General features: G+C 73.8%; 9 protein-coding genes. 8 read left to right on the top strand and 1 reads right to left on the bottom strand.

Going from position 1 to position 18,528, the window contains the following annotated elements; genetic code table 11:
- The first annotated feature begins 43 nt into the window (after positions 1-43).
- Complete coding sequence (locus tag CLV71_RS50075; protein WP_279588710.1) at positions 44-520, top strand: transglycosylase family protein; 477 nt, start codon at positions 44-46, stop codon at positions 518-520.
- A 26-nt stretch (positions 521-546) separates the two neighbouring features.
- Entirely contained in the window at positions 547-1,461 is a 915-nt protein-coding gene (locus CLV71_RS04720) for a GNAT family N-acetyltransferase (RefSeq protein WP_133901367.1), read from the top strand.
- A 69-nt stretch (positions 1,462-1,530) separates the two neighbouring features.
- On the opposite strand, the gene CLV71_RS04715 is transcribed toward CLV71_RS04720, so the two are convergent.
- Positions 1,531-2,142 (bottom strand): CHAP domain-containing protein, encoded by a 612-nt coding sequence (locus CLV71_RS04715; protein ID WP_133901366.1) that lies wholly within the window; start codon positions 2,140-2,142, stop codon positions 1,531-1,533.
- A 240-nt stretch (positions 2,143-2,382) separates the two neighbouring features.
- Between CLV71_RS04715 and CLV71_RS04710 the strand changes: the two genes are divergently transcribed.
- The 6 genes from CLV71_RS04710 (at position 2,383) to CLV71_RS04685 (ending at position 18,315) form a co-directional block, all read left to right on the top strand.
- Positions 2,383-8,922 (top strand): SDR family oxidoreductase, encoded by a 6,540-nt coding sequence (locus CLV71_RS04710; protein ID WP_341771438.1) that lies wholly within the window; start codon positions 2,383-2,385, stop codon positions 8,920-8,922.
- Positions 8,919-12,836 carry a beta-ketoacyl synthase N-terminal-like domain-containing protein gene (locus CLV71_RS04705; protein WP_133901365.1) on the top strand — a complete coding sequence of 1,306 codons (3,918 nt, stop codon included), beginning with the start codon at positions 8,919-8,921 and terminating at the stop codon, positions 12,834-12,836. Before CLV71_RS04710 ends, CLV71_RS04705 begins: the two co-directional genes overlap by 4 nt.
- Positions 12,837-13,017: 181 nt before the next feature.
- A complete protein-coding gene (locus CLV71_RS04700) occupies positions 13,018-13,911 on the top strand; it encodes an ABC transporter permease (protein WP_243866227.1) in 894 nt (297 codons plus the stop codon).
- Positions 13,911-14,906, top strand: a complete 996-nt coding sequence (locus CLV71_RS04695) for an ABC transporter permease (protein WP_208297386.1) — start codon at positions 13,911-13,913, stop codon at positions 14,904-14,906. Before CLV71_RS04700 ends, CLV71_RS04695 begins: the two co-directional genes overlap by 1 nt.
- A gap of 11 nt (positions 14,907-14,917) precedes the next feature.
- Entirely contained in the window at positions 14,918-16,591 is a 1,674-nt protein-coding gene (locus CLV71_RS04690) for an ABC transporter substrate-binding protein (protein ID WP_133901363.1), read from the top strand.
- On the top strand, positions 16,588-18,315 hold the full coding sequence (locus tag CLV71_RS04685; RefSeq protein WP_133901362.1) for a dipeptide ABC transporter ATP-binding protein: 1,728 nt from the start codon (positions 16,588-16,590) through the stop codon (positions 18,313-18,315). The genes CLV71_RS04690 and CLV71_RS04685 overlap by 4 nt, the downstream gene beginning before the upstream one ends.
- The last annotated feature ends 213 nt before the right edge of the window (positions 18,316-18,528 follow it).

Raw genomic sequence — 18,528 nt, 5'->3', positions numbered from 1 at the left:
CGACGCGTCCACCGTCGTACCAGGAAAGAGAGTTGGCGGAAACATGATGACCACATCGACCGGCAGGCTTGCCCTGCGCGCCGTCGCCGCGACGATCGCGATCCCCGCCGGGATCACCGCGTTGGCGGCCCCCGCGCACGCCGCCCCCGCCGCGGACAACGCCGTGAGCCACGCCGCCCAGAGCGGCGTCGGGACGCGGACGGGCGCCGTCGACGACACCGCGCGGCGGGCGAGCGCCGCGCTCGACACGCTGACCGTGCAGCCGAAGGCCGCCCCGCCCACGGCGGAGAACTTCGCGAAGCTGCGCCAGTGCGAGAGCGGGGGCAACTACAAGACCAACACCGGCAACGGCTACTACGGCGCCTACCAGTTCGACCTCGCCACCTGGCAGGGGCTGGGCTACTCCGGCCGCCCCGACCAGGCGTCACCGGAGACCCAGGACCAGGCCGCGTTCAAGCTGCAGGCGCAGCGCGGCTGGTCGCCGTGGCCCGCCTGCGCGCGGAAGCTCGGGTTCCTCTGAGTCCGTCCCACGTACGAGGAGAGTCCATGACCATCACGAACGACCCGCTCGCTCCGGTCCACCCTGGCCGCCGCGAGCCCGACGACCGCGACACCGCGCGCGCGGACCTCGCCCGCCTGCTGCACCTGCTCCCGGAGGACCTGTCCGACGACACCCTGCTGGTCGCGGAGCTCGGGCTCGACAGCGTGGCGATGATGACCGTGGCGGGATGGCTGGAGTCCCGCGGCGTCGTGCTCGGTCCCGACCGCAGCATGCTGGGTTCGGTGGGTGAGGTGCTCTCGCTGGCCGGGCGCGCGGCGCCCGACCGCAGGCTGTCCTTCGTGGTCACCGACGAGTTCGGGCCGACGGCCGTCCCGCAACTCGCCAGGACCCTGCCGTCCGAGTACCCGGTGATGGAGAACAACTCGGTCCGGCTGACCCCGATCGTCGACAACAACGACGTCGGGTTCCTCTACGCCATGGCGGTCGAGCCGGAGACCTGCTTCCGCTGGCGCTACCGGGGAGCGCCGCCGTCGCTGGAGCGTTTCACCCAGGACCTGTGGGCCCAGGTGCTCGTGCAGCTGATGGTCCGGCGGGTCGACGACGACCTACCCATCGGGCACGTCGTGGCCTACAGCGCCGACACGGCACAGGGCCACGCCTACGTCGGCGCGGTGTTCCAGGCCAGGCACACCGGCCTGGGGCTCGCGTCCGAGGCGACGTCGCTGTTCATCCGGTACCTGTTCCACAACTTCCCGCTGCGCAAGGTCTACATGGAGACGCCGGGGTTCAACTACCCGCAGATCCGCAGTGCGGCGGGCACGCTGTTCGAGGTGGAGGGCGTGTTGCGCGACCACGACTACTTCGCGGGGCGCTACTGGGACAAGTACCTGCTCGCGATCTACCCGGAGCACGCGGCGGGACCCCTCGCGCCGCGGCGGTCCGGCTCCGATCCGGACTGACCACGACGAAGGACCGGTGCCCGGCGGATAGGCCCGCCGGGCACCGGTCCTTCGTCGTGTCCTCGGTCGTCAGGCCACGGGGTGGACGTAACCCGAGATCGTGCCCGCCTCCTGGGCGGGGTGCTTGTACACCGTGTTGTGGTAGTTGCCGGACACGACGTTCACCGTGCCGTTGTTGATGCTCGTGACGATGCCGACGTGGCTGGCGTAGGTGCCGCTGCCGTTGAGGTTGTAGAGGACCGCGTCACCGGGCTTGACCCCGGCCAGGTTGGGTTCCGCGTGCCAGGTGCCGTGAGCACGGCCGTAGGCCGCGAAGCTCGCCGACGCGGCGCTGAGGCCACCGACGTTGGCGCCGCCTGCCTTCCACACGTACTGGCCGAAGTCGGCGCACCACTCCTCGCACGGGCGGCCGAAGTAGCCCGAGTAGTAGTTGCAGTTGGACCCGGCCGGGGACTCGCCGATGTGCCCGCTCGAGAGCTCGGCCACCGCCTTCTGGGCGATGGTGTCACCGAGGCTCGCCTGCACCGCTCTGGGCGCCGCTTCCGGGCCGGCCGTCCCGACGTGCGCGTCCGCGGTGGCCGCGGTCGCCGCCTGCGCGGCGGTCGGCAGCAGCACCGAGGCGACACCGGCCACGGTGGCCGCGGCGGCCAGGTACGGCCGCCGCAGGGTGGGAGATGGCATGTGCAACTCCGTTCGTGTCGTGGAGATCGCGGGGAGCCCGACGCTCCCGCACCGCCACCGTGCTTGCGTGGCTGCCGCGGCACGAGGCGGGATCACCGGCGGAAACGCGGCGGCGGCCCGGCTGCCGGACGTTCACCTCGGCGAACCCGCCGCGACGCCCGCGCACCGGACCGCTCTGCCGGTGAATCTGCCGGTGATCCCGCCTCGTCCGGCGCCCCCGGCGTCCGCAGGATCGCCGTAGTGCCCGGATCCCGTCGGGCCGAGCGGAACGAGGACGCGATGAGCCTGCGCACGGACCCGGACACGGTGGTTCTCGGCTTCGACCCGCTGCGCAGGCCCAACGCCCGGCTGGCCGCGGCCGTGCGCGCGGGCGGCGGACTCGGCGTGGTCGACCTCCCCGGCGACGCCCGCACCGCGCGCCGGACCCTCGGCGACGCACGGGCCTGGTGCGCAGGCCGGTTCGGCGTGCGGGTCGGCGCGACATGCGCGCCGGGACCGGGCGACCTGCCTGCCGACGTCGAGGTCGTCGTGCTGGCCGCCGACGCCGCGTGGCCCCTCTCGACCCTGCCAGGGCGCGTGGTGCTCGCCGAGGTCACCGACGTCGTGTCGGCGCGGACCGCGGTCGCCGCCGGGGTGGACGGCCTGATCGCCCGTGGCGCCGAGGCGGGCGGCCCGGTCGGCACGCTCAGTACCTTCGCGCTGCTGCAACACCTCCTCGCGGCGGTGGACGTGCCGGTGTGGGCGTGTGGCGGGATCGGCCCGCACAGCGCGGCGGCCGCGCTGGCGTGCGGCGCGGCCGGTGTCGTGCTCGACGTCGCCCTCGCGGCCTACCCGGAGGCGGGGGTGGCGGGGCACGTAGTCGCCGCACTGTCCCGAGTGGACGGTGGGACCGACGCCGTGCGGGACGGCAGGCACCCGGCGGCCTTCGGCCAGGACGCGGGGCTCGCCACGCGCTTTCGCGACCGGTGGGCGACGGTGCCCGCGGCGCTGCGGGGGGTGCGGGACCACCTCGCCACGGCGTTGCGCACGCGGGCACCCGGCCGGTCGCCGACCGGGACCGCACTGCCGCTCGCGCAGGGGCCGATGACCCGTGTGAGCGACCAGCCCGCGTTCGCCGCCGCGGTGGCCGAGGACGGTGCCCTGCCGTTCGTCGCGCTCTCCCTCTCAGACGGGCAGGCGAGCGCCGACCTGATGGCGGCGACGAACCTCGCCGTCGACGGAAGGCCCTGGGGCGTCGGCATTCTGGGCTTCGCCGACGACGCGCTGCGCACCGCCCAGCTCGCCGCGGTCGCCGCGGCCCGGCCGTCGCACGCGATCGTCGCGGGCGGGCGTCCCGCGCAGGCCGAGGAGCTGGAGAGTCTCGGCGTCCGCACCTTCCTGCACGCGCCGTCGCCGCTGTTGCTCGACGGGTTCCTGCGCGCGGGCACCCGCCGGTTCGTGTTCGAGGGCGCCGAATGCGGCGGCCACGTGGGACCCAGGTCGGCGTTCGTCCTGTGGGACGAGCAGGTCGCCGTGCTCGACGCGTTCCTCGCCGAGCACCCGGAGGCCGCGGCCGAAATCGACGTGCTGTTCGCGGGTGGCGTGCACGACGCCCGCTCGGCCGCCGCGGTCACGGCTCTCGCCGCGCCGCTGACCGCGGCAGGCGCGGCGGTGGGGATGCTCATGGGCACCGCGTACCTGTTCACCGAGGAGGCCGTCGCCACCGGGGCGATCGGCGCGGTGTTCCAGCGCGAGGTGCTGAACGCGTCCGGCACCGCTCTCGTGCGGACGGGGCCGGGTTACGTGACGAGGTGTGTGCCGAGCCCGTTCGTCACCGCGCTGCCCGAGCACGCCGCGCGGCTGCGTGCGGCAGGCCTGTCCGACCCTGCGGTCCGTGACGCGCTGGAGGAACTGTGCGTCGGCAGGCTGCGCACCGCGAGCAGGGGGCTCGTGCGCACCGAGGCCGGGCTGGCCGCCGTCGACGAGGACCGCCAGCTCGCCGACGGGTTGTTCATGGCGGGCGAGGTCGCCGGACTGCGGTCGACCACGACCACCGTCGAGGCGCTGCACCGGGCCGTGACCGAGGGCGCCGCCGACGTGCTGGCCGGGCGGGCACGCGAGCTGCTCGGTCGTCTCGGTGCCGAGCGGGTGCCCGCGCCGACACCCGCGCCGCTCGACATCGCGATCATCGGTATGGCCGGGGTGTTCCCCGGTGCGCCCGATCTCGCCGCGTTCTGGGCGAACGTGCTGGCGGACACCGAGTCGATCACCGAGGTGCCCGGGAACCGGTGGGACACCGAGCGGTACTACTCCCCCGGCGCCACGGCGGGATCGGACCGCACGCCGTCGAAGTGGGGTGGCTTCCTGCCGCCGATCCCGTTCGACCCGTTGCGCCACGGCCTGCCGCCCGCGTCGCTGACCAGTGTGGAACCGGTGCAGCTGCTGGCGTTGGAGGTGGCCGCCCGCGCGCTGGCCGACGCGGGGTACGACGGCCCGGACACCGACCGGTCGCGCTGCTCGGTCGTGTTCGGCGCCGAGTCCGGCAGCGAGCTGTCCGCCGCGGTGACACTGCGTTCGGTGCTGCCCGCCTACCTCGGTGAGCTGCCCGCCGACCTCGCCGAGCAGCTGCCGACGATCACCGAGGACACCTTCCCCGGCACGCTGGCCAACGTCATCGCGGGCCGCGTCGCCAACCGGCTCGACCTCGGCGGCGGCAACTACACCGTGGACGCCGCGTGCGCGTCGTCGCTCGCCGCCGTCGAGCTCGCCTGCCGGGAGCTGGCGGCCGGCGCGAGCGACCTGGTGCTGTGCGGTGGCGCGGACCTGCACAACGGCATCCAGGACTACGTGATGTTCGGCTCGGTGCAGGCGTTGTCGCCGACCGGCCGGAGCCGGGCGTTCGACGCCGCCGCCGACGGCATCGTCCTCGGCGAGGGCGTCGGCTGCGTCGTGCTGAAGCGGCTCGCGGACGCGCGACGGGACGGCGACCGGGTCTACGCGGTGATCGCGGGCACCGGCAGCGCGAGCGACGGGCGCTCGCTCGGCATCGTCGCGCCGCGGCCGGAAGGGCAGCGACGGGCGCTGGACCGCGCGTACCGCACAGCGGGGCTGTCCCCCGCCGAGGTCGGCCTGATCGAGGCCCACGGCACGGGAACCTCGGTCGGCGACCGCACCGAGCTGCGCACGCTGACCGAGGCGTTCACCGCGGCGGGCGCCAGTACCGGTGGCTGCGCGCTCGGCTCGGTGAAGAGCCTGATCGGTCACACCAAGTGCGCTGCCGGGATGGCCGGGCTGATCAAGGCCGCGCTCGCCGTGCACCACGGGGTGCTGCCCCCGACAGGTCACCTCGAGCGGCCGAACCCGTTGTGGGACGCGGACACGAGCCCGTTCGCGTTCCACCCGGCGACCAGGCCGTGGGCGGTGCCCGCGGCGCGGCGGGTCGCCGGGGTCAGCTCGTTCGGGTTCGGCGGCACCAACTTCCACGCCGTGCTGCGCGGGGTGCCCGACGCGCCACCCGCACGGCACGCCGCCGACCAGTGGCCCGCGGAGCTGGTCCTCGTCCGGGGGCACGACACGGCGTCGGCGAACCGCTCGGTGACCCGGTTGCTGGAGCTGGCCCGGCATCCCGGCACCCGGGTGCGTGACCTGGCGCTGACCGCGTCCCTGTCGGACCGCGACGAGCCCGTGCGGTTCGCCGTCGTCACGCGCGACACCACGCAGCTGGTGGAGCAGCTGAGCGGGCTACTCGCCGGGGCGACTCCGGCCGGTGTGCACAGGGCCGTGCCCGGCGCGGCCCCGGGACCGGTCGCGTTCCTGTTCCCGGGCCAGGGCAGCCAGTCCCCCGGCATGCTCGCCGAGCTGTACGCGCACTTCCCCGAGCTGCGCAGGCACCTGCCCGACGACGACCCGGCATGGCTGCGGGCGTGGCTCGCGCCGTCGGCGTTCGACGAGTCGGAGCGCGCCCGGCAGCACGCCACGCTCACCGACACCTCGGCCGCGCAACCCGCGCTCGGTGCGGCGGGGATGGCGGTGCACGACCTGCTCGTCGCGGCAGGCGTACGACCGGATGCCGTGGCGGGCCACAGCTACGGCGAGGTGGTCGCGCTGGCCGCGGCCGGGGCGCTCGCCCCGGAGCTGCTCGCCTGGCTGTCCGGGCGGCGGGCCGAGGCCGTCCTCGCGTCGACGGGTGACGATCCCGGCACCATGGCGGCCGTGGCGGCGGACCCGGCGACGGTGCGAGCCGTCCTGGACTCCGCCGGGCTCGCGGACCGGGTGGTCGTCGCCAACCACAACGCACCCGCGCAGTCCGTGCTGGCCGGTCCCACCGACCTCATGGCGCGGGCGGTGGCGGTGGTCCGCGACAGCGGCCACAGCGCCACGCCGCTGCCGGTGGCGTGCGCCTTCCACAGCCCGCTCGTCGGCGGCGCGGCCGACCGGTTCACCTCGGTGCTTTCCGAGGTGCCGGTCACCGCGCCCGAGATCCCGGTGTGGTCCAACCGGACGGCCCGCCCGTACCCGGCGGACCCGGCCGGGGTCCGTGCCGAGCTGGCGGCCCAGCTCACCGCGCCGGTCCGGTTCGCCGACCAGATCACGGCGATGCACGACGCGGGCATCCGCACGTTCGTCGAGGCCGGCCCCGGCACCGTGCTGTCCCGCCTCGTCGACGCGACGCTGACCGACCGTCCACACCAGACGGTCAACCTGGGCGGGCCGGACGCCGGGGTGGCCGGGTTCCTGTCCGCGCTCGGCGCACTCGCGGTCACCGGCGTGCCGGTCGACACCGACTGGCTGTTCACCGGCCGTGACGCCGTCGACGTCACGACGCGGGCCGAACCTCCCCGGTGGACGCTGGACGGCCGGGGCGCGCACGAGGTCGGTGGCGAGACCCCCACCCGCCGGCCGCCCCGGCTCGTGAGCCTCGCCAGGCCACCGGCCGACCGGGACGCGATGGTCACCGAGTTCCTCCAGGCAGGCCGCGACCTCGTGGCCGCCCAGCGCGACGTCCTCGTGGCCTATCTCGGCGGCCCCGCCGCCCCGGCGGCACGCCCGGCTCCGGTCGAGCTGCCCGAGGAGCCCCGCGAGACCACCACCGTGGCGGTGGGCGAGGACACGGCCCTGCGCCGTGTGCTGTCCGCCATCAGCGACCGCACCGGCTATCCCGTCGACATGATCGACCCGGACACGGACCTGGAGGCCGCGCTCAGCATCGACTCCATCAAACGCGCCGAGATCGCCGCCGACCTCGCCTCGGCCCTCGGCACCACACCACAGCGGCTGGAGGCCGTCTCCACGGCACGAACCGCCGCCGACATGGCCGCACGCCTGACCGGTGCGGCCGTGCCGACCGCGACGCCGCCGACCACGCCACCGGCACCGCACGTCGAGGCCGCTCGACGGTTCGTGCTCGCCCCCGTGCCGAGGGAGCTGACCGGGCCGGCCTCGGACCTCGCCGGGCGGACCGTCGTGGTCGTCGGCACGTCCGACATCACGACCTCGCTCACCGACCAGCTGCGCGACCTGGGCGCGACGGTTCGCGTCATCCGTCCCGGCGAGCCGGTCGGCACCGGAGTCGACTGCGTGGTGCACCTCGCCGCGGCGGAGGGCACGCCGACCGACCTGGTGGCCGAGTACCCGTGGTGGCGCGACGTCGTCTCGGCCGGACCGCGGTGCCTGCTGGCGGCCGGCCGACCGGGCGTGCTCGGCGGGCTCGACGGGTTCCTGCGGGTCGTCGCGGTCGAGTACCCGACGACCACGACGCGGCTGGTCGAGCTGGCCGTCGACCGTTCCCCGACGGCCACGGCCGCCCTGCTCGTGGCCGAGCTGCGGGAGTCCGGCGGTGATCCGGTCGTGCGGTGGTCGGCACGGGGTCGCGAGGTGGTGGAACCGGTCCTGGCCGACCTCGCGGTGCCGGAGACCGACCCGGTGGGCACCCTCGCCGCACGTGAACTGGGCCTCGACGGCGACGCCGTGCTGCTGTTCGTCGGCGGTGCCCGAGGCATCACCGCGCGGTTGGCCGAAACGCTCGTCACGGCGGCGGGATGCCGGCTGGAACTGGTCGGCCGCACCGCGGTGCCCACGCACCCGGAGGGCCCCGGCACCGCGGGGATCGACGACCCGGTGGCACTGCGGGCCGCGCTGGCGGCGCGTGGCGGCGACCTGGCACGGGTCGAGCAGTCCGTACGGCTGCTGCTCGCGGCCAGACAGGTCGGCGCCACGGTCGACGCCCTGCGCGGGCGTGGCGGTCTCGTGCGTTACCACCAGGCGGACGCCACCGACGCGCAGTCGCTTCGCGCGGTCGTCAAGGACGTGCTCGCCACCCACGGACGGCTCGACGGCGTCGTGGTCGCGGCCGGGGTCATCGAGGACCGGCGCATCGCCGACAAGGACGCCGCCTCGTTCCGCCGCGTGTTCGACGCCAAGGTCGGCGCCGCCCGCAACGTCGTGGCCGCACTCGAGAACGCACCAGCCCGCGCCCGCTTCGCGTTGCTGTACGGCAGCATCGCGGCCGTCACCGGCAACGCGGGCCAGGCCGACTACGCGGCCGCCAACGCGGCGCTCGCCGAGCTGGGCGCCACGATGACCGGGGTCGCCGAGCGTGTCCTCACCGTCCACTGGGGACCGTGGGCGCCCGACGACGTGTTCGGCGGCATGGTCGACGCGGATCTCGCCCGTCGCTACGCCGCGCGGGGGGTGGGGCTGGTCGAGCCCGGCTCGGCGTCGGCCGCGGTGCTGCGCGAGCTGGCCTGGGGCGTGGACGACGTGGTCGTCCACGCCGCGCCCGGCTGGCGGCCCGTCTCATGACCGCCGTCGCGATCACGGGCATGGCGGTGCTGCTGCCCGGTGCGCCGGACCTCGCCACCTACTGGCACAACATCGTGCACGGCGTCGACGCGATCGGCGACCTGCCCGCACACCGGTGGCCCGGCGACGCCGAGGAGGTCTACTGCCTGCGCGGCGGCTTCGTCGACGCCGAGATCGACCTCGCCCCGTTCGGCATCGCGCCCAACTCCGTCGCGGGCACCGAACCCGACCAGCTCATCGCGTTGCGGGTCGCCGCGGCGGCCATCGCGGACGCGGGTGGGGACGCGCGGTTGCCCGACCGGTCCCGGGTCGGGGTGATCCTCGGCCGCGGCGGCTACCTCACCCCTGGCCTGGCCCGGCTCGACCAGCAGGTGCGGACCGCGCGCCAGCTGGTGCACACCCTGCGCGAGGTGGTGCCGTCGGTGTCGGACACGGACCTGGACCGCGTGCGGGCGGCGTTCATCGACTCGCTCGGCCCGGCCGACGCCGAGTCGGTGGCCGGGCTCGTGCCGAACCTCGCGGCGTCCCGCATCGCCAACCGGCTCGACCTGCGCGGCCCGGCGTACACGGTGGACGCCGCGTGTGCGTCCTCGCTCGTCGCGGTGGACCACGCGGTGCGCGACCTGGCGTCCGGCCGGTGCGACGCCGTGCTGGCCGGTGGCGTGCACCACTGCCACGACCTGACGCTGTGGAGCGTGTTCGCGCGGCTGGGCGCGTTGTCCCGCAGCGCGCGGAGCCGGCCGTTCCACCGTGACGCCGACGGCATCCTGCTCGGGGAGGGCACCGGCGTGGTCGTCCTGCGGCGCCTCGACGACGCGGTGCGCGACGGCGCGCGGATCTACGCGGTGATCCGGGGCACCGGGGTGAGCAGCGACGGGCGCTCCGGCGGCCTGCTGACCCCGTCCGCCTCGGGTGAGGCCGACGCGGTGCGCGGCGCCTGGCACGCCGCCGGGCTCGATCCGACCGCGCCGGGCTCGATCGGCCTGCTGGAGGCGCACGGCACCGCGACGCCCGCGGGTGACGCGGCGGAGCTGGCCGCGATCGCCGAGGTGTTCGGGCCGGGTGACCCCGCCGACCGGCCGGTGCTCGGCTCGGTGAAGTCGATGATCGGGCACACCATGCCCGCGGCCGGGGTGGCGGCGCTGGTCAAGGCCGCGCTCGCCGTGCACCACGGAGTGCTGCCGCCCTCGTTGCACTGCGACGAGCCGCATCCCGGACTGGCCGCCACGCGGTTCCGGGTGACGGCGACGGCCGAGCCGTGGGACGGTCCGCGCCGCGCCGGGGTGAACGCGTTCGGGTTCGGCGGGGTGAACGCGCACGTCGTGCTCGACCAGGCACCCGACCGGGCATCCGCCGCCGTGACCGTCACGGAGCCGGAGAGCGTCCTGATGCTGTCGGCCGGGACGGCCGAGGAGATGGCCCGGCAGCTCGACGCCCCCGACGAGGCGTTGCGCGCGAAGGCGACCCGGTGGTCGCCACCCGAAGGCGGACCGGCCCGCCTGGCCGTCGTCGGGCCTGCGGCGCGACGACTGGCTCTCGCGCGGCGCATGGCCGCGGCGGGCCGTCCCTGGCGTGGCCGCGACGACGTGTGGTTCGTGCCGAAACCCCTGCTGGGCGCGGGTGGTGGCCGCACGGCGTTCGTCTTCCCCGGTCTGGAGTCGGAGTTCGCCGCGGACGTCGACGACGTGGCGACCGCCCTCGGGTTGCCGTGGACCGCGCCGTCCCGGTCCGGCGAACCGGTGGTCGGCGACGTCGCCAGGCACGCGAAGGAGGTGATCCGCCTCGGTGGGTTCCTCGCCGAGGCGATGGGCGCGCTCGGTGTCACCGCCGACGGCATGGCGGGGCACAGCGTCGGCGAGTGGACGGCGATGGCGAGCTCCGGGATGTGCCCGCCGCAGGGAGTCGCGGCGTTCACGGCGGCACTGCGGCCGGACCGGTTGCGGCTGCCCGACCTGTCCTTCGCGGTGCTCACCAAGGCGGCCACCGAGGTGGGCGAGCTGCTCGCGGAATGGCCGGACATCGTGCTGTCCCACGACAACTCGCCCCACCAGAGCCTCGTCTGCGGCCCGGTGGAGTCCGTTCGGCGCCTGCTGGCGGACCTGGGTGCTCGCGGCGTGCTCGGCCGGACACTGCCGTTCAGGTCCGGCTTCCACACCCCGATGCTCGCGCCACACGTCGGTTCGCTGAGGACCGCCGCGGCCGCGTTGTCCTTCGCCGCGCCCGGCGTTGCGGTCTGGTCGGCCACGACGGCACGCCCGTACCCGTCGGCCGAGCCGGACGTGCGTGCGCTGTTCGTGCGGCACCTGCTGGAACCGGTGCGGTTCCGCGCGCTGACCGAGGCGATGTACGAGCAGGGGTTCCGCGCGTTCGTTCAGCTGGGGGTCGGGCAGCTGCCCGGCATGATCGCCGACACCCTCGGCGAGCGGGCACACCTCGCCGTCACCGCGCACGACCCGCGGCGACCGGGGTTGGCACAGCTGTCGCGGACGGCCGCCGCGCTCTGGACGGACGGTGGCACCCCGGAGTGGCCTCGGCCCGCGGCGGCCGGCTCCGGGCTCGTGGTCAGGCTGGACCTGGGCGGCGGGCTGGTGTCGTTGACCGGTCGCACACCGGCACTCGCCTCGGGCAGCCCGACCGCACTCGACGACCTCGCCGCACGTTTTCCCGTGGCAGGCGAGCTTTCCGCGCTGGTCCGGGAGGTCACCGGACTCGCGGTGAGCGCCGCCCGGCTGTCCGCAGACGGCCCGGCGCGCCGGGACCTGGCGGTCTCCGTGGACGCCATGCCGTACCTGGTGGACCACTGCTTCTTCCGGCAGCGCCCCGGCTGGCCCGACCTCGCCGACCGCTGGCCGGTGGTCCCGGCGACGACGATCCTGCACCAGCTCGTCGGCGTCGCGGAGCAGGCCGAAGGGCGCGCGGTGACCGCCGTGGAGAACCTCGAACTGCGCCGCTGGCTCGTCGCGGTGCCGGCCCGGACGGTGACGGTGTCCGTCGAGCGGGTGGACGGCGACCGGTTCACCTGCACGCTGGGCGACCACGCACGAGCGACCCTGGTGGTCGACGGGCGCTACCCGCCGCCACCGCCGCCGTGGCCGGTGGACCGCACGGCCGAACGGCGGCCGGCACTGACCGCCGAGGACCTCTACGCCGACCGCTGGATGTTCCACGGCCCGCGGTTCCGGGGTGTCGCGGAGCTCGTCGCCGTCGGGCCGGACCACCTGCGCGGCACGCTGGTCACCCCGCGGGCGCCTGGCGGCCTGCTCGACAACGTGGGGCAGCTGCTCGGCGCGTGGCTGATCGAGTCCGGCGCGCCGCGGGCCGTGGTGTTCCCCGCGCACGTCGCCAGGATCGCGTTCCACGGTCCGCATCCCGCCCCCGGCACCCGGCTCGACTGCCTGCTGCGGGTGCGCGCGGTCACCGGCGACAGCGTGGTCGCCGACGCGCAGCTGCTGTCGGGTGGGCGCGTGTGGGCGGAGATCACCGGCTGGCGGGACCGTCGGTTCGGCAGCGACCAGCTGCTGCACGACGTCTTCCGCTACCCGGAGCGGCGGTTCCTCGGTGAGCCGCGGCCGGGTGGCGAGGTGGTCGTCCGCGAGCGGTGGACCGACCTCGCCTCACGGGAGCTGGTGATGCGCAACTACCTCGCGACCGCCGAACGCGCCGAGTACGACCGCTGCCCGGCCCCGCGACGACAGGCATGGCTGCTGCGCGTCATCGCGGTCAAGGACGCCGTGCGGTCGTGGCTGCGCGACCACGGTGTGCCTGACGTCTTCCCGGCCGAGATCGCCGTGACCTGCGCACCGGACGGGCACGTGGCGGTGACCGGCCGCCACGGCCGCGACCTGCCTCGCCTGGTGGTCTCCGTCTCCGGCACCGGGACGCGGGCCCAGTGCCGGGTACGTGCACCCGGGTGAGCACCAACCCGAGGCCTCTGTCGCACGTCACACCGGCATCTCACAAGCTGGGAACCCTTGACCGATCCACGCGGTGGTGTGAATCTTCCCGTCGTTTCCCGGCCCACCACCGTGGGCTCGAAGCCAAGGGGGTGCACGGCTGAACGGCCTCGGGAACCCACCCGTCACCCGATTCCTGCCGGTGGCGGTCTGGCGTGCGACACGCGCCAACCGGTGGGCGTTCGCCGGCGCGGTCACCATCGCCGCGCTGGGGCTCGTCGCGGTCGTCGCGCCGGTGCTCGCGGCGATCGAGGGGCAGGACCCGTACAGCTACCACAACGACGCCCTCGCCGACACCGGTCTGCCTGCCGGCCCGCTGGGCGGGGTCAGCGGCGACCACTGGTTCGGGGTGGAGCCGCTGACCGGGCGGGACCTGTTCGCGATCGTCGTGCACGGCGCGCGGACCTCGTTCCTGGTCGGGCTCGCCTCGACGGCGCTCGCGATGCTGATCGGGGTGCTCCTCGGTGCCAGCGCGGGTTATCTCGGCGGCTGGTGGGACCGGGTGGTGCGCTGGACGAGCGACGTCATCTTCGGCTTCCCCTACCTGATCTTCATGATCGCACTCGGGGCGGTCGTGCCGCCGAGCGTGCCCCGGCCGCTGATGCTCATCGTCGTGCTCGGGTTCTTCGGCTGGCCGAAGGTCGCCCGCATCGTGCGCGCGCAGACGCTGACGCTGCGCAAACGGAACTTCGTCTCGGCCGCCCGGGTGATGGGCGCGGGGCCGTGGCACGTGTTCACCACCGAGCTGCTGCCCAACCTGTGGGCGCCGGTCATCGTCGTGACCACACTGTCCATTCCGGAACGCATCGGGCTGGAGGCGGCGCTCTCGTTCCTGGGGGTCGGCATCCCGCCGCCGACGCCGAGCTGGGGGCGGTCGATCAGCGACGCGGTCGGGTGGATCCAGACCGACCCGATGTTCCTGATCTTCCCCGGCCTCTTCCTCTTCCTCGCGACGTGCGCGTTCAACCTGCTGGGCGACGGCCTCGCCGACGCGCTGGACCCGAAGGCGGACCCGAGGGGAAGGGCGAAGGCGTAGTGGGAGTCACCCGGTTCGTCCTCGGCCGCCTCGTGGGCATGGTGGTCGTGCTGCTGGTCGTCGCGCTGGTCTCGTTCGTGGTGTTCTACCTGCTGCCGTCGGATCCCGCGCGGATGTCGTGCGGGCGGCCCTGCAGCCCGGAGTCGCTGGCCACGGCGAAGAAGTTCATGCAGCTCGACCAGCCGTGGTACCAGCAGTTCGCGAGCTTCCTCGGCGGGATCGTCGCCGGGCGCACGTTCGGCACCGGGGTGACCGCGATCCACTGTCCCGCACCGTGTTTCGGCTACTCCTTCCAGCAGAACGAGGAGACCTTCCACCTGATACTGAGCCGGTTGCCGGTGACCGCGTCGATCGCCGTCGGGGCGGCGGTCCTCTGGCTGCTGGCAGGCATCGGCGTCGGGGTGGTGTCGGCGCTTCGGCCGGGGCGGCCGGTGGACCGGATCGCCATGGTCGGCGCGGTGGCGGGGGTGTCCACACCGGTGTTCCTGACCGGTCTGCTCGGCATCCTCGTCTTCGGGTTCACGCTGGACATGGTGCCCACCCACGGTTTCGTGCGGTTCTGGGACAGCCCGGTGGACTGGGCTTGGCACCTGGTCCTGCCGTGGCTGGTGCTGGCGTTCCTGCACGGCGCGCTCTACGCCCGGCTCACCAGGGGGCAGATGCTCGAGGCGCTCGGCGAGGACTACATCCGCACCGCACGGGCGAAAGGGCTCACCGAGGCGCGCGTGGTCGGCAGGCACGCACTGCGCAACGTGCTGCTGCCGGTGGTCACCGTGTTCGGCATCGACCTCGGCGGGCTCCTCGGTGGTGCGGTGATCACCGAGCGGGTGTTCGGCATGCCCGGCGTCGGCTCGTTGATGATCGACGCGGTGCACGCGGTCGACCTGCCACTGCTGCTGGGCTGCACGCTGTTCGGCGCGGCCCTGATCGTCGTCGCGAACTTCGTCGTCGACGTGCTCTACGGCGTACTCGATCCGCGGGTGCGGCTGAACTGAGGGGAGACCAGATGCATCTCGGGAAGGCGGTCGCGGCGGTCGGCGTGGGCCTGCTGCTTGCCGCGTGCGGCGCCAACGACGAGCCGTCGTCCACACCGGCTGGTGAGGACCTGAAACCCGGTGGCACGCTGACGATCCTGACCGACAACACGACCTTCCCGTTCGACCCGGCCAAGAGCCAGGGGTTGGCGATTACGTCGAACGGGCTGGTGCACCGCAGGCTCACCACCTGGAAGGTCGCGAAAGGACAGACGACCGAGGTGGTGCCGGACCTGGCCGAGGACACCGGGAAGGCCAGTGACGGCGGCAGGACCTGGACGTTCACCCTCAAGGACGGCCTGAAGTTCAGCGACGGCAGCCCGATCACCTCGGCGGACGTCAAGTGGGGCATCGAGCGGTCGTTCGCCCCGGCGTTCTCCGGCGGTCTCGGCTACCACAAGACCCTGCTCGAGGGCGGGCCCGGCTACCAGGGACCGTTCGATGGCAAGGAGCTGGACTCCGTCGAGACCCCGGACGACAGGACCGTCGTCTTCCACCTCAGCAGGCCCTACGGCGACTGGCCATGGGTCGTCAGCACCCCGGCGTTCTCGCCGGTGCCCGAGGGCAAGGGCGCGGAGGCCGACTACGGCGAGCATCCCGTGACCTCCGGGCCCTACCAGGTGTCCGCCTACGAGAAGGGCGTCCAGGTCACGCTGACCCGCAACCCCCACTGGGACGAGAAGTCCGACGAAGTCCGCCTCGGACTCCCGGACAAGGTCGTGTTCTCACTCGGCCAGGACGCCACGGTCGTGTCGCAACGCCTCGTCGAGGACACCGGCGACGACCAGTCGGCGTTCAGCGCGTCGTTCGTCTCCCCCGCCCAGCTCGCGCAGCTGCGGGGTGATCCCGATGCGAGCAGGCGGCTGGTCACCTCGGAGTCCGGCGCGCTGGCGTTCCTCGCGCTGAACACGCAGCGAGGCGTGCTCACCGACCCCGAGGTGCGCAAGGCTTTCCAGTACGCGGTCGACAAGAGCGCCTACCAGGTCGCGTCCGCGGGCAACGCCAAGCTCGCGGGCGACATCGCCACCACGCTGATCACCCCGGGCATCAACGGGCGCGAGGAGTTCGACCTCTACAAGACGAAACCGACCGGCGACCCGGACAAGGCCAGGAAGCTGCTCGCCGAGGCGGGGCACCCGAACGGCCTCGACGGCCTGCAGCTCGTGGTCGGCACCGAGAACAACTATCCCGAGAAGGCACAGGCCATCCAGGCCGCACTGGCGAAGGCGAACATCCGAGTCGACATCCGCTCGCTGGACAGCGACGCCTACGACGCGGAGGTCACCACCAACCCGAACCCGACCTACGACCTGACCCTCACCTCGTGGCAACCGGACTTCCCCAGCCCGAACGCCAACCTCCAGCCGCTGTTCGCCTCCTCCGAGATCGGCGGTGGCGGGTACAACACCGCCCGCTACAGCGATCCCGACATCGACCAGCTCATCGAGGAGGCCCAGAGCACCGTCGACGCGGACGAGGCCGGCAGCAGGTGGGCCGCGATCGACAAGAAGATCCTCGAGGACTCCCCCGTCGTCCCGCTGATCTACACGCGCAACTCGTTCCTGCACGGCTCCAAGGTGGTCAACTTCCTGATCGGCGAGTTCCCCGCCTACCAGGACTACCGGCTGGTCGGGCTCTCTCAGTGAGCCGGCCCCTGCTGTCGGTGGAGGACGTGACGATCACGTTCTCCACCGGCGGCACGCCCGCCGCACAGGACGTCGGCTACGCGCTCGTGCCCGGCGAGGTGCTGGCGGTGGTCGGGGAGTCCGGCGCGGGCAAGACCGTGACGGCGATGTCGCTGCTCGGGCTGCTGCCCGCCACGGCGACAGTCACCGGCCGGGCACTCCTGCGCGGCCGGGACCTGTACTCGCTGGGACCGGCGGAGCTGCGTGCCGTGCGGGGCAACGACGTCGGCATGATCTTCCAGGAGCCGACGAGCGCGCTGAACCCGGTCCTGACCGTCGGCACACAGCTCGTCGAGGCCATCCGCACCCACCAGGACGTCACCGCCGCCGCGGCCCGGCGACGGGCGGTCGAACTGCTCGAGCTCGTGCGGCTGCCGGAACCCGAGCGGCGGCTGCGGTCCTACCCGCACGAGCTGTCCGGCGGCCAGCTGCAACGCGTGGTCATCGCGATGGCCATCGCCAACGACCCGGTGCTACTGATCGCCGACGAGCCCACCACCGCCCTCGACGTGACCGTGCAGGCCGAGATCCTCGAGCTGCTCCGCGACCTGCGTGCACGCTTCGACACCGCGATCCTGCTCATCACCCACGACATGGGCGTCGTCGCCGACATCGCCGACCGGGTCGTGGTCATGCGCGACGGCCGGGTCGTCGAGCAGGGTGACGTCACGACCATCTTCACCGCCCCCCGCGAGGACTACACGAAGCAACTGCTCGGCGCGGTCGTGTCGTTGGGCGGGGCCGCGACCCACGCGGTGGAACAGGCGCTGCGAGGTGAGGTCCGGCAGGACTCCGACAGCCATCTGGCGGCGGCCGAACACCCGGCGACCGGGTCCGTGCCGGACACGCCCGCCACGGAGCCGGTGCTGCTCGTGGAGGACCTGTCGGTGACCTACCACGGCCGGTTCCGACGGATCTCCGTCCACGCCGCCGACGGTGTCGGCCTGCACGTCGAACCCGGTGAGATCCTGGGCCTCGTCGGCGAGTCCGGTTCCGGCAAGAGCACCGTCGCCGGCGCGGTCACCGGGCTGGTCACCCCCGACCACGGGGCCGTCAGGGTGGCGGGCACCGACATCCACCGGGCCGGACGCCGGGCGGTCCGGGCGGTGCGGCGCCGGATCGGCGTGGTGTTCCAGGACCCGCTGTCCTCCCTCAACCCCCGCACCACCGTCGCCGCGAGCATCGCGGAACCCGTCCGTCTACACAGGACCCTCAGCGGGTCCGCCGTGGACGATCGGGTCGATGAACTGCTCGAGATGGTCACGCTGCCCACGAACCTGCGCGGCCGGTACCCGCACGAACTGTCCGGCGGACAACGCCAGCGGGTCTGCATCGCCCGCGCGCTGGCACTGGACCCCGACCTGCTCGTCGCCGACGAACCCACGAGCGCCCTGGACGTCTCCGTGCAGGCACGCGTCCTCGACCTGATCCGCACCCTCCAGCGACAGCACCGGTTCGCCTGCCTGTTCATCAGCCACGACCTCGCCGTCATCGAACAGCTGGCCGACCGAGTCGCCGTCATGCACCGCGGCCACGTCGTCGAGCAGGGCCCCACCTCCGCCGTGCTGAACCGGCCGCTCCACCCCTACACCCAGCGACTGCTCGCCGCCGCCCCCGTGGCCGACCCCGCCGAACAACGCCGCCGCAGAACCGCCTGGCACGAACTCGACCAGCGCCTCCCCTGATCCGGCCAGACGCCTGGGCCGGGCCCGGCAGGTCGGCGGCGGCCGTGCGGATCCCCACGCAGGAGGTGTGCAGCCGCGAGTCGGATCGTGCGGGGCCTCCCGTCGAGGACGGGATCGCGCGGGTGCGTCGGACCCCGAACGGCTCGTCCATGAGCAGTGTCGAAGAATCCGGAATTCTTCGGTCTGCGGACCCGGCCAGTCGAAGCGAGTGTC

The sequence above is a fragment of the Actinophytocola oryzae genome (assembly GCF_004364325.1).
Taxonomy (GTDB): domain Bacteria; phylum Actinomycetota; class Actinomycetes; order Mycobacteriales; family Pseudonocardiaceae; genus Actinophytocola; species Actinophytocola oryzae.
This window is presented reverse-complemented; position numbering and strand designations above follow the sequence as displayed.

What these genes read in the sequence shown, in the direction of transcription:
- CLV71_RS04690 (WP_133901363.1), top strand. Translation starts at nt 14,918, where the DNA reads ATGCATCTCGGGAAGGCGGTCGCGGCGGTCGGCGTGGGCCTGCTGCTT.
- CLV71_RS04720 (WP_133901367.1), top strand. Translation starts at nt 547, where the DNA reads ATGACCATCACGAACGACCCGCTCGCTCCGGTCCACCCTGGCCGCCGC.
- CLV71_RS04715 (WP_133901366.1), bottom strand. Translation starts at nt 2,142, where the DNA reads ATGCCATCTCCCACCCTGCGGCGGCCGTACCTGGCCGCCGCGGCCACC.
- CLV71_RS04705 (WP_133901365.1), top strand. Translation starts at nt 8,919, where the DNA reads ATGACCGCCGTCGCGATCACGGGCATGGCGGTGCTGCTGCCCGGTGCG.
- CLV71_RS50075 (WP_279588710.1), top strand. Translation starts at nt 44, where the DNA reads ATGATGACCACATCGACCGGCAGGCTTGCCCTGCGCGCCGTCGCCGCG.